The organism is Geodermatophilus sp. SYSU D00696, from assembly GCF_054050235.1.
This window is the reverse complement of record NZ_JBJGYY010000002.1, coordinates 1-12,258: the sequence shown is the minus strand read 5'-3', so window position 1 is coordinate 12,258 and position 12,258 is coordinate 1. Positions and strand designations below refer to the sequence as shown.

At 67.7% G+C, this 12,258-nt stretch carries 9 protein-coding genes; 2 read left to right on the top strand and 7 right to left on the bottom strand.

The genetic code is table 11. The features are described 5' to 3' along the window. Positions 1-31 precede the first annotated feature (31 nt). Positions 32-1,531 (bottom strand): hypothetical protein, encoded by a 1,500-nt coding sequence (locus ACI79O_RS01705; RefSeq protein WP_456913201.1) that lies wholly within the window; start codon positions 1,529-1,531, stop codon positions 32-34. Between the two features lie 58 nt (positions 1,532-1,589). Between ACI79O_RS01705 and ACI79O_RS01700 the strand changes: the two genes are divergently transcribed. Together ACI79O_RS01700 and ACI79O_RS01695 are read left to right on the top strand one after the other, a co-directional pair. Beyond that, positions 1,590-3,113 carry a hypothetical protein gene (locus tag ACI79O_RS01700; RefSeq protein ID WP_456913200.1) on the top strand — a complete coding sequence of 508 codons (1,524 nt, stop codon included), beginning with the start codon at positions 1,590-1,592 and terminating at the stop codon, positions 3,111-3,113. Further along, entirely contained in the window at positions 3,110-4,027 is a 918-nt protein-coding gene (locus ACI79O_RS01695) for a glycosyltransferase (RefSeq protein WP_456913199.1), read from the top strand. The genes ACI79O_RS01700 and ACI79O_RS01695 overlap by 4 nt, the downstream gene beginning before the upstream one ends. Here the strand turns inward: ACI79O_RS01695 and ACI79O_RS01690 are convergent. From ACI79O_RS01690 to ACI79O_RS01665, 6 genes are all read right to left on the bottom strand, one after another. Further along, complete coding sequence (locus ACI79O_RS01690) at positions 3,955-4,974, bottom strand: glycosyltransferase (RefSeq protein ID WP_456913198.1); 1,020 nt, start codon at positions 4,972-4,974, stop codon at positions 3,955-3,957. The genes ACI79O_RS01695 and ACI79O_RS01690 overlap by 73 nt on opposite strands. A 134-nt stretch (positions 4,975-5,108) precedes the next feature. Next, a complete protein-coding gene (locus ACI79O_RS01685) occupies positions 5,109-6,647 on the bottom strand; it encodes an oligosaccharide flippase family protein (protein ID WP_456913197.1) in 1,539 nt (512 codons plus the stop codon). Positions 6,648-7,252: 605 nt separating this feature from the next. Then, positions 7,253-8,008 (bottom strand): WecB/TagA/CpsF family glycosyltransferase, encoded by a 756-nt coding sequence (locus ACI79O_RS01680; RefSeq protein WP_456913196.1) that lies wholly within the window; start codon positions 8,006-8,008, stop codon positions 7,253-7,255. Then, positions 8,001-9,002: a glycosyltransferase family 4 protein gene (locus tag ACI79O_RS01675; protein ID WP_456913195.1), complete on the bottom strand. Its 1,002-nt coding sequence runs from the start codon at positions 9,000-9,002 to the stop codon at positions 8,001-8,003. The genes ACI79O_RS01680 and ACI79O_RS01675 overlap by 8 nt, the downstream gene beginning before the upstream one ends. Beyond that, a complete protein-coding gene (locus ACI79O_RS01670; protein WP_456913194.1) occupies positions 8,995-9,930 on the bottom strand; it encodes a glycosyltransferase family 2 protein in 936 nt (311 codons plus the stop codon). The genes ACI79O_RS01675 and ACI79O_RS01670 overlap by 8 nt, the downstream gene beginning before the upstream one ends. 1,089 nt (positions 9,931-11,019) lie before the next feature. Further along, positions 11,020-11,679 (bottom strand): hypothetical protein, encoded by a 660-nt coding sequence (locus ACI79O_RS01665; protein WP_456913192.1) that lies wholly within the window; start codon positions 11,677-11,679, stop codon positions 11,020-11,022. Between the last annotated feature and the right edge of the window lie 579 nt (positions 11,680-12,258).

Genomic DNA, 12,258 nt, shown 5'->3' with positions numbered 1-12,258 from the left:
GGTCTGCCACGTTCGCGGCGGCGTCGGCGGGTCAGTACTCGATGCCTGCGTTCCCCGACGAGTGGCTCCGAGAGATCGTCACCGAGCCGTCGACGAAGTCAGGAGCCCGGAAGTTCGCCCGCCCGAAGTCGTTGTTCTCGTACGCCACGAGCGCACCGTCACCGCCGCCACCCTGGGCGGTCACGGCGAGCCGGCTCCCGAAGGACCCCTCGACCGAGCTGTTGCGGAGCACGAACCGGCCGACCGTCGAATCGGTCCTGACGAGGGGGACGGCCACATCCAGGGTGTCATCGACGTCGACGATGACGTCCCCGTCGATGACCATCATGTCGGGGGCGCCGTCTCTGACCCAGTACAGGCTCTGCACGTCCTGGCCGCCGAGGGAGCCGAACCGGTAGCTGTTGCGGGTCAGCATGACGATCGCGCCCGGTTGGGACTGGTAGGCGAGGATCCCGATGGGCTGGTCCGTGGGGTTGTCCCCCGACCAGTCGACCGTGCAGTTGCTGATCCGCAGGCTGCCCAGCTGGGGCTTCACCGAGTTGTTGTTGTAGACGACGAACGGGATCGCCCGACCGCTGGCGTTGTTGGCGGTGTACCGGATCGTGCACCCGTCGACGTCGATGCTCCGGGCGCCGGTCAGGTAGCAGCTCGTGTTGTACAGCACCACGTCCCGCACGGTGACGCTGTCGAAGGGCACCGCACCACGGGGCTCGATGTCGATGAAGCCGTCTGCGGTGTGGGCCGGTTGATCGCCGGCGAAGGCGCGGCCGTGGGAGACGTGGACGGTGGTCCCCGGCCGCGGTTCGGTGGCGACTGCGGAGACGACCGCCCCGGTCTGCCCGGTGAACCGCGAGTCGAAGTCGAAGTCGATGAGGGAGAACCGGCCGGCGTCGGGAACGTAGAGAGAGCCGTCCACCACAGCCGGTTCGGAAGGGCTGCTCACCCAACGGATGCGACGTGCAGCGAAGTCACGGGGCATGGCATAGGTGAGCTTCGGGGAGCAGTCCCGGACGGTCACGTCCTCCAACCGCAAGCCGGCGCAATCCCGGAACACCGAGAACAGGTTGGCACCGGGAGCCGTGATGACCAGATCGCGGCACGTCAGATCACTGAGACCGTTGATCGCCGACAGTTCCGCACCCCAGGGGCCGGCGTAGGCAAAGTGGAGGGTGGCGCCGTGCCCCGTGATCTGACCGGAGAAGCCGTTGGCACTGAGCACATCCGGCTGCTCCAGGCGGTACACGACTCCGGCCTGCAGATGGACCTCCCGATTGCCGACACAGACGGCCCCCAAGGAGGCGGAATCATCGCCACCGGAGGGAGGAGGCGCATCGACGGCAATCCCGCCACTACCCTTCGGGACTGCCTCCGTTGCAGCACCGGTCTGCCCGGAAACGGCGAGAACGCCCAGTCCTCCCACGATCCCACCCACGCCAGCGGTTCCGCCGATCCGGAAGAGCCGACGACGACTGAGCGAGGAACCGGGGGGTGAGGACTCCTCCACCGGCCGCCCGGAGACGCGCTCGACCATCCCGTCATCATGCCGTCGCTGCGATGAAAGCGGAGGCCGCGCCGTAGGGTTCGTGTCCGTGGAGAGCGCACACCGCTGGAGTCGGCTTGCTACGGCTCCGTGGGTGACGGCGGCAATGGTTTCGGCGGGCATATGCGGCGCTCTGGTGTCCGTCGCGCCGCTCGTGGGCGGCGCCCTGTTGGGGACAGTCGGACTCGTCGGCTGGCTCGGACTGTGCCAACGACGTCCGGAGATCGCCTTCGCCGTGGTCGTCGCCTTCGTGGTCTTCAGCTCTCACCTGTTCGCGGTGGCGTACAATTTCGGGGTCCCCGGATCGCTGATCAGGGTCGCGATCCTCACCAAGGACGTCTTGGCCTGGCTCCTGCTCGCCGTCCTCGCGACCCGGGCCGTCAGCGAGAAGCGCCCTGCTTGGCCCCTGGTGGCCGTCGGTACCTACGTCGCCATCTGCGGCGCCTTCTGGTTCCTGACACCTTCACCGGCGCCGCTCCCGGTCGAGGTCCAGTCGATCCGCAACGCCTTGATCCCGGCACTCGCCCTCGGGTCCGTAGCCCTGCTCACGGTCCGGGAGCGGCGTCGCGTCAGCGTTCTCTGTGTCCGAATGGTTGCCGTGGCCGCAGCCTACGCGCTGTTCGAACTGACGTTGCCCCGTACCTTCTTGACCCAGGTGATCGGCATCGGCCCGTACTGGGCTGAGGTGAAAGACCAGCCTCTGTTCCTCGACCCCGAGACGCAGCTACCTTGGAACTTCGCCATCACGGCCGGCTTTCCTCGATTGACGGGAACCTTCGGCGATCCCCTCTCAGCGGGGGAGGTCCTGGGAGCCGCCTTGATCTTGGCGGTGGCTTACCGGTCGGCACTTCGCCGGGTGAACCTGACGATCTTCGTGATCTCAGCGGCACTGCTCCTGAGCTTCACCCGAAACGGTTGGCTCCTCGCGGCGATGGGCCTGAGCGTGTTCGTGATCCTCCGGTACGGGGTCGGGCGAGCGCTCATCGGCGCAATCGCCACCGTGGCGGTCACCTTCGGGGCGATCCAGGTGGTCAGCCCGTTGAGGACCTACCTCAGCGGGATCCTGAGCGGAGATGACGCGTCGACTCTCGCCCACCAGGAGGCTCTCCAGTACAGCCTCAGTCTGAACTTTCCACTCCTAGGACTCGGCTGGGGGACGGGTGGTTCTGGGGCCTACAACACCTACGCTGCCGCTGTCACGTCCGAGAACTCCTACGTCGTCATCCTCACGCAAGTGGGTTGGTCGGGTTTCAGCCTCCTCGTTCTCCTCGCGGTACTGCTCGCCGGCATGTCCGTCCGGCGTCAGACGTTCGTCGCTGCCGGGGTAGCGGTTCTGCTGGCTCAGGTCGTCACCGGGCTGGTGAGCGAGAACCTCCTGACCTTCAACGGGGGCTTCCTGCCCTTTGCAACGGCTGGCCTCGTTGCCGCCGCCCCTCGGTTCACTTCGGCGCTGCCGCGGAGCAATCAGCTGACCGACGCTCCGGCGACGCTCGCGAAGGCGCGACCTCCCCGATCGGACGCCACGACAGAGGACGGCGCTCACTGCCCCCCAACGTCGACGAGGCTGACGTGAGTCCGGACACCAGCGTCATCGTCCGGTCCCGCAACAAGGCCAAGACGATCGAGGCGACCTTCCAAGCCCTACGAGCCCAGTCCCGGCCGGTGGAGATCGTCGTCGTCGACTCCGGCAGCACGGACGGCACGGTCGAGATCGCGAAGAAGTGGGCGGACGTGTTGATCGAGATCGCCCCGGAGTCGTTCTCCTACGGCCGCGCGTTGAACGTGGGGGCGGATGCGGCATCTGGCGCCATCCACTTTGCTCTGTCCGCCCACTGTAGACCGACGACGAACACGTGGGTCGAGGACAGCCTCAGCTTCTACCAAGACGAACGGGTTGTCGGTACCTGCGAAGCCTTCCGAACCCCGGCCGGTGAACCGATTCAGGGCGTCTATCTGCCGCCCCTCGATGAGGCGCGGAGTCAGCCTGCCTGGGGCTTCTCCAACCATGCCTCCTCGTGGCGAGCTGACACCTGGCGCACCTTCAGGTTCCGCGAGGACCTGCCGGCCTGCGAGGACAAGGAATGGTCGTGGCGGGTCCTTGCCGCCGGCCATCACATCGCCTTCTCACCTCAGCTGTTCGTGCCTTCGGGGCACCGTCGAAGTCAGGGCCTCGTCCTGCTGCGCCGTCGAGTGACACGTGAAGCCCTAGCCATGGTGAGCCTGGGAGTCGCTCGCCCCCCGACCCTGAGCGAGGCCGTCGCGGCATGGTGGGGCTCCTTCTCCGCGGGAAGTGATCGCTCCGTGTGGATTCGTCGGCTCAGTCCCTATCGCTTCGCCGAGCTGGCCGGTGCCTGGGCCGGCGCTCGGCAAGCATCACTGCTGGGCGACGGTTCACCGACGGGAGGTGAAGGGTCTCAGGGCGACCCGTCGACGGGCTCGACTGACGTCCCGCCGTACCTGCCCTGGACGCAGGCCCCGCGACGCTGACGCACTCGGGCAAGGCAATCCCGCGCCCCGCGGAGGGTCCGATCCGCCGCCCGGAAGACAGGCAGTGGGAGGTAGCTGAGGAGGTGTAGGCCGGTCGCGAGAACCCAGCGCTCCCTCCGCCGGAGCCCTCGGGCCCGACGGAGGTCAGTCCGAGCCTCACTGGGCGCGCCGACTCGCAGGTGTCCTGCTGCACGCGCCACCAGTGACCCGGCCACGCGGTGCACGCGCTGACGTTCGTGTGCCGGGTCGAGGAAGGAGTATGCACTGAAGACGGTGATCACTGCCGTCTGTAGAGGGATCCAGTTCATGCTCGTCTGGCCCTCGTGGATGCGGTACCGCACCAGCGGTTCGGCGAGGTGGTACACCCTCCACCCGCCCAGCACGCAGTCGACGTACATGGTCAGGTCGCCGGCCACTACGTCAGGCCACGGCCGCTTGTTGTCATCGAGGGCAGCCCTCCGGAAGACAGACGCCGAAGGGATCAGGGCCACGAACTCCCGTCGCAGGAAGGCGCTGAGCGGGTCGGCCTGCAGGCCGACCGCCATGCCCGACCGGCGACGACCCATGGGACGACCGCTGGCGTCCATCTCGGCCATGTCGACGAGAACGAGACCGATCCGATCGTCCGAGGCCAGGATCTCGAGAGCGGCGGACAGGTAGCCAGGGGCCCAGACATCGTCGTCATGGAGGAAGGCGATGACCTCCCCGGTCGCGTGGTCGAGCGCCCGGCAGTGGTTGCCGGACAGCCCGAGCCGCTCGGAGTTCGGCAGGTACCGGATCCTCGGATCCTGTCGGGACCTGACGAGAGGCTCCAGATCACCGCCACTGTCGTCGGTGATGATGATCTCGAGGTCACCGATCGACTGGGACAGGACGCTGTCCAGCGCCTCGAGGAAGAACTGACTAGGTCGCGAAGCGGGCATACAGACCGAGACCCGGGTCGCCACCGGTCTCACCTCGACCTCGCCACCTGCGCGCGCGACCTCGGACGGTCGCCGTCTCGGCGCATCTCTCGGTTCCGCCGCAGCCGCGAGCACGGCTGCGGGGGGTGGGGAATGCTGCGGAGGACCTTCCAGCAACGCTACCCCTTCTCGGTCCAACGACGGTTGCCGATGACTTGGCCCCTTTCGCGGAGGGACGCCAGCAGTGGCCGCCAATACGTGAGATCGGACAGTACGAGCAGAGTCGCTCCCACCACTCCTGTCACGCCGAGTGCGGCAAGTTGTCCGACCACCGGATACCGCTGCGCGGCCACCCAAGATGCGACAGCGAGGCAGATTGAACACACTGCAGCGGCAAGTACGGCCATGCGCCCCAGCAGACGTTTCGTGTCGTCGGAGACGTGAATCGATCGGCCACGATGGAACAACACGAGGAAGAGCAACGAAGCCGCCACCGTACTGATCCCCGTAGCGACGACTACGCCCAGTGCACCCATCAACAGGCCCAGCCAGATGCTGAGACCCACGTTGAGTGCCGTCTGGACCAGTCCGTAGGCCACCTCCAGACCTGGCTCACCGATGGTCCGGAGATAGACGGTGCCCGGGCCCGTGAGGACGTTGACGGCATGCCCGATGACCAGGGCGAAGAGCATGACGACCGCACCCTCCGGCACTTCGCCCAGCCACACCTGGAGGAACAGCGGAGCCAAGCCGAGGAGCAGGGCCGCCGGCGGCAGGGTGAGCCGGATGATGTGGACGAGACTTCTGTTGATCTGTCCTGTCACGTCGCCCGATGCCGCTTCCGTCGTCACGGCCGCCATCCGCGGACTCAATGCCACCAGGTACTGCGCCGGGATCACGCGCACCAGGCGAGCCATCGTGTTCGCGGCCTCGAACGGAGCAATGGAGCTGGTTGACGCCACAGCGGTGATGAGCAGCTTGTCCGTCTGGGAGTTCAGGAAGCCGTTCCAGCCGTTCAACTGCATCCAGGCGGAGAACCGGAGCATGGCTCTCAGTGAGAGCCTCTCCCGGCTCCCTCCCCGGCCTTCGGCATACTGCCTCCTGACGGCTGCCCGACTCACGTAGACGGCCGTCTGGCAGACGGCTACGACTGCTGTGGCCCAGAGGATCCCCTCGGCGTCCCCGCCCCCGAGGGCAACCGCGGTCGTCGCTACGAGGACGCCCAACTGGCCCGCCAACTGCCAGGAACCCACGAAGCGGAAGTCCAGCAGCGCAACGAGCGCGAAGCGACCGACGGTCAACAGCAGGTAGCACGACATCAGTGCCCAGGTCGCCCACACAACGCTCGTCGGCGACGACGGACCCACGTAGCGGGATCCGACCAGCGACCCCAGTGTGGGAGCGAACACCAGGCAGACCAGCCCGCCAGCGGCAATCAGCACCGACGCGAAGAGGATGGAGTAGCCGTAGGCCACCCGCGCACGCCGTGCATCGCCCTCCGCCATCGCGACCGTCATGAAGCGGGTCGTGGCTGCACCAAGACCGAAGTCGAGCGTCGCTACGGCGGTACCGAGCCCATACGCCAGCGCCCAGAGCCCGAAGTCGGCTGAGGACAACGTCCGGTAGAGGATCGGCGTCTGCAGCAAGCCGAGGAACAGACCGCCCAACGTCCCGACCGACAACCACGCCGTCTGTCGCCCCAGAGTGGTGGAACTCATGACCCGGCGCCCGTCAGTGACGACGAGTAGGTGTCTGTCCACAGGGAGGCGCCAACCTCGCGGCTCGTTCGGTCGGCCCGTGCCTGTGTACTGACATCCCCGGTGCGGGTCGAGTCCCCACCGATCAGTCCAGCCTCGCTCGGCCATCGGCGATCCCTCACGAAGACCCCGAACGGTGGGAGCGTGCGACCGCAGGCCTCCTCGGACGGGCGGGGATCCACGGGCTCTGCCGAGACGCGCTCCGCCCTAGCGCCGTCGGGCGCATCGTGTCACCGTCGACGGCAGCCCGCCTCGCCTCGGATGTCTCCCGGTGTACGCCCGGGAACACGCGACAGTGCTTCCCGTAGGGCCGACCGAGCGGTCGACGTCTGGACGACCCAGTCGTCCTGCCTCGGGGTCGACTGCGTTGGCCCGGGCGTCGACCAGGTCTCGGAGCGGAAGGGCATCGACGTCTCGGCGGATCCGGAGTCCGATGAGGCCGTCAGCACGACTCGCGACGGGAACCGGGAGACCTGTTCCCGTCGACCTCCTGATCACGCCGGCGAAGGCATCGGCGTTGCCGTCCACAGTCCAAAGCCGAATGGCGACACAGCAGCCAGGCACGATTAGTGGCCCCTCAGCTGAGAGATCAGGGACCGCACGAACGCAGCGGTGGGGATCACGTACCTGGGAAGGATGCGCTGAGGATCCAGCGCCATCCGCCAGAAGGCCTCCAGGCCGAGCCTGCTGATGATTGCCGGTGCCCGCTTCTGGTCGCCGCTCAGAAAATCGATGGACCCGCCGAGGCACAGCATGACCCCAGCGGTCAGGCGGCGAGCCAGGAGCGTTGCCAGGAACTCCTGGCGCGGCGTGCCATGAGCCAACACGATGATGTCCGCCCGTGCCGCACGGATGTCATCCGCGAGCGTCTCGGCCAGAGCTTCCGTCACGGTGGGGTGGAAGGCTTGATCGATGACGGTCATCTCGAGGTCAGGGTGAGCCGAACGGCATCGACGCACCGCCCTCTCCGGGTTTCGTCCGCCGATGACCCCCACGCGGAGTCCGGTCGCCGCCGCGCCGGCGATGACGTCCTTGAGCAGGTCGCTACCCGTCACCCGCGGGACTATCCGTCCCGTGGCACAGCTGGCCACGACCGCCAAGGGCCATCCGTCGGCCAGCACCAGATCTGCTCGCTCACAAGCCCGACGGAACTCGGGATGTCGCTCCCACAGGGGGAACATGGAGAAGTTGGGAGTGACCACGAGGCGGACACCCGCACTCGACGACGCCCACTGCAGGATGCGCGCGGTTGCTTCCTGCGGAGTGGCCACGACGATGTCGAAGTACCCCACCCGTTGCCGGCGGAGGTGCCCGTCAGACATGGATCCTCGCGCTGGCATATGCGGCTTGAGCCTTCCGCGCGGTGTCCTCCCAACTCCTCGCCCGCGCTGCGCTCACCACGGCGTCGGGCGCGAGACCTACGTCGACTGCTCGATGGAGCCCGCTCGCGATGCTCTGGGGATCCAAGGGATCCACGAAGATCCCCGAGTCGCCGGAGACCTCGCGCAGGACTGGGATGTCGGAGCAAACGACGGCGGTTCCCTGGGCGAGGGACTCCACCACGGGGAGCCCGAACCCCTCGTACAGGGACACCAACACCGTCGCGGTCGCGCCGGCGTACAAGCTCGCGAGTGCTGCGTCGTCGACGCCGGAGATCAAGGAGGCGCCGGGGGGCAGATCACCCCAGGCCTGACGGCCGACGAGCAGCAGGTCATGGCTTTCTTGCAGACCAGACAAGCGGAAAGCCTGTAGCAGACGGTCGATGTTCTTGCGCGGCTCGATGGAGGCGACCGACAGGAAGTACGGTCGACCTCGCAGAGGAGGCCCTCCCCCCTCGTGCACAGGCAGACTCGACGCAAGGGGCGCGACGAAGAGCCGATCATCGGGCACCTCGAAGTAGGACTGGATCTCCTGCGCAGCAGAATGACTGATGGCCAGCACCGTGCAGCGCTGGACGGCGCTCTCGGCCCACCGCCGGTAAACGGTTCGCCCGAGCCGGGAGGCCGTCTCCGGGTACTTCCACCACGTCAGGTCCATGAGCGTGTAGACGAGTCCCCTCCCGAGTCGTCGACTGACCACGGGAGGCGGTGGAAAGGTGGGATAGTGGACCGGGACCCCCGCGCCCCGTCGCACGACGATTGACGGCTGCACGACGTTGACCGCGGGTAGCACGACCTCACCGCGGATGCGCGGACCCACGTAGTCCACTATGGACATGCGTCCATCGAGCGCCTGACGCAAGCTCCGGCTGTACCGTTCCCAGCCCGACCGCCGGTTGCCGACGGCCGAGCGTGCGTCGAAGACGAGGTCAACCACGGGGGGCACGAGGGCCTCCCACCGCTGCCGCCGGATCTCGTTGCAGTCGACGGACCGCCGCGATCCCGGCCACCAGGCCGTGGAGCGAACGCCTCAACTTCTTCATCCGGTGCTGCTTACTCCTGACCAAGGGGCGCCCGAGCAGGCGGAGAGTCTCGACGAAGCCAGCGCCGACCAGCATCGTGGCAAGCCCTCGCTGAGCCGTCGTCCAGCTCACGATGAGCCGGTTTCGTTGCGCATAGTAGAAGAACATGTCCGATCTGTCGTCCACTGATCCACCCTGCTTGTGCCACAGCCGGGCCTCCCCGACCACGAGCATCGGAATCCCCATCTGCTGGGCTCTGATACTCAGGTCGACGTCCTCCCAGTAGAGGAACAGATCCTCGCGAAAGCCGCCGAGTCGCTCGAACGTGTGTACGCGCGTCATGACCGCAGTTCCGGTGAGAAAGCTGACCGTCAGGTCCGTCGCGGCAAGTACGTCGAGCGACTGCCGGAATCCGAAGTGATGGGACCGCCCCCGACGGACGTCGAGGGAACCCCCGGCGAACCAGATGTACTCATCCGGAGGGAGTCCCGAAGTGATCACCGGGGAGATCATGGCGTCAGGATGCTCGCCCAAGGCCATCTGCAGTCGTTGCAGACAACCCTCCTGAACCTCCACGTCCGGGTTCAGGATCCAGACGCTGTCACAGCCGAGGCTCTTCGCCAGTCTCACGCCCTGGTTGACGCCGGCGCCGAAACCCCCATTTCGCGGGGAGTGGTGGACCGTCACGCGATGGTCGTCGTGCTGCAGGGTCGCGAGAACACGGGCTTCGAGTTCACATTCCGGGTCGTTGTTGACGACCACGATGTGAGGCACCTGTGGAGTCGGGGGAATGGAGGCGACGCAGGTTCGGACGAGTTCCGCAGACCTGTAGCTCACGATCACGATGCCCAGGCGGGACACTGAACCTCACTTCTCCGGTCGGGCAACGCAACCTGTAGAGCATCCCAGACGACCAGATCCCCCGCCCGTCGTGGTGGTGACCCCATCGAGCAGACAGGTAATCGGCCGTTCTCCGCAGGACCTTCGACATGACGAAGGCATTCGACCCGCCGTGTTCGACATGGCCAGGCCCGAGCGGAGGCCGAGCTGCCTCATCTCCCTAGAGGCCATCACCACTGAGTGAACTCGGGGGGTGACGGGGCGCGAGGGGGGAGCACAGTCCCCTCTACGACCTCGAGCCGTCTGCTGTGCCGCTGCGTGTCACAGGGTCCGGATCAGCGAGCAGGGATCACCCTCGACGACCGTCGTCGATCTGGCACGAGGTCGTCGTCGCACAGTGGTGACCTTCCGGATGCTGACTCCGTCCTGGGGCGCAGGGCTCCCAGGTCCCGATGCCACCGACGACGGCCCTCAGGCAGCGGGGCGCCGCCGGTGGTGGGACGACCGTCGTCGCGTTGCGTCGGGACCGCCGGCTGGGGTCGCCCGGGGCGATCCTGGGGCTACCCGCCTCGACTGTGGACCGCAGCCTTGTCCTTCACCGGCTGCCGCGGCGGCGCGGCTCGATCGGCCCCAGCGGTGCGCCGCTGTGTGCGGGCCGGCCCGGGACGAGCAAGGCTCCGCGATGTGACGATGCTCGGCTCCATCCCTCGACGGAGGCTGGTGGCCCCACGGCAGCGTCTCGACGCAGAGCCTGCCCCTCGGAGGACATCTCAGGTCCGCCGCGTCGTCGTCGATGACCTCCTGGAACGGAACACTTGAAGGTGGGGAACTCCCCGGACACCCTCAACCTCCGGCGCGCGACAGCGACACGACCCCCACGTATGCAGGAGCTCCGAGGGGGCAGTCGCGTCCTGCCGGTCCCGTCGCCGCCCATCCGTGCGCGCAGGTCAGCACCTCGCCCCAACCAGTGCGCCTACCCCGTGATGGCCGTAGAGGGTCAGTCCTGGCACACCCACCCCTGGGAGACCACTGGCCTGCTCACGGATGTACGTCCGGTGAGCTGGCCGTGGCCAGCTCACCGGACGACGCGGCCTAGGAGCTGGACCAGACCGTGGTGCCGTCGGCGGCCAGCACCGCCAGCACTCCGTCATCGCCGAGCACGACGCGTGATGCGGTCGATCCGGCTGTGTCCGACTGCCACAGCACCGCACCGGATCTCGACACCAACACCAGGTTGCCGTCGGCGCGCAGCTCCAGTCGTGCCTGCGAGTTGCCGCCGGTCGCGGTGTTCCAGATCAGGACGTCGTTCGCGTCGACGACCACGAGGTCCCCGTCTGGTCGCACGGTCGCCCGATAGACGGCGTTGGACGACACCAGGGACTGCCCGGTCACCAGCGGGGTCCCCGTCACGAGCTCGGTGACCGTGCTCGACCACACGACACTGCCGTCGTCGGCCAGCACCGTGAGTACCCCGTCGTCCTGCAGCACCGTCCTTGCGCCGACCGATCCGGCCGCGGTGACCGACTCCCACAGGACATCGCCGATTCCCGAGACCACGGCCAGACTCCCGTCGGTACGCATCTCGAGCTCGGCCCCCGGATTGCCGACGGTCCCGGTCTCCCAGAGCAGTTCCTGATCCGTACCGATGGCCACGACGTTCCCGTCCGACTGCACGTCGAGCCGGTGGCCTCCGCTCGGGGAGACCAGCGATCCACTGCTGCCGAGAGGCGCCCCCGGAAGCAGTTCGCGCACCGGACTGGGTTGCGTCGCCGGAGCAGGCTCCTCACTCGTCGGAGCCGAGCCCGTCGCCGGAGCAGGCTCCTCACTCGCCGGAGCCGAGCCCGTCGCCGGAGCAGGCTCTGTGGTCGGAGCAGGCTCCTCACTCGCCGGAGCCGAGCCCGTCGCCGGAGCAGGCTCTGTGGTCGGAGCAGGCTCCTCACTCGCCGGAGCCGAGCCCGTCGCCGGAGCAGGCTCCTCACTCGCCGGAGCCGAGCCCGTCGCCGGAGCCGAGCCCGTCGCCGGAGCAGGCTCCTCACTCGCCGGAGCCGAGCCCGTCGCCGGAGCAGGCTCTGTGGTCGGAGCAGGCTCTGTCGTCGGAGCCGAACTCGTCGCGGCAGGCTGAGCCACCGGAGCCGGCTGAGCAAGTAGAGCAGCCGCGTCCGCCTGCGTGCTGGCCGCCAGCGTCGTGTCACTGGACCAGACCACGGTGCCCTCGGCGGTCTGCACGCTCAGTACCCCGTCGTCGCCGAGCACCGCCCGCACCCCGCCGGACCCGGCGGTGTTCGACTGCCAGGCCACCGCACCGGCCTCCGACACCACCGCCAGGTTCCC

Excerpts from the sequence above, each read along its gene's own strand:
- ACI79O_RS01680 (WP_456913196.1), bottom strand. The coding sequence starts at position 8,008 with ATGTCTGACGGGCACCTCCGCCGGCAACGGGTGGGGTACTTCGACATC.
- ACI79O_RS01685 (WP_456913197.1), bottom strand. The coding sequence starts at position 6,647 with ATGAGTTCCACCACTCTGGGGCGACAGACGGCGTGGTTGTCGGTCGGG.
- ACI79O_RS01705 (WP_456913201.1), bottom strand. The coding sequence starts at position 1,531 with ATGGTCGAGCGCGTCTCCGGGCGGCCGGTGGAGGAGTCCTCACCCCCC.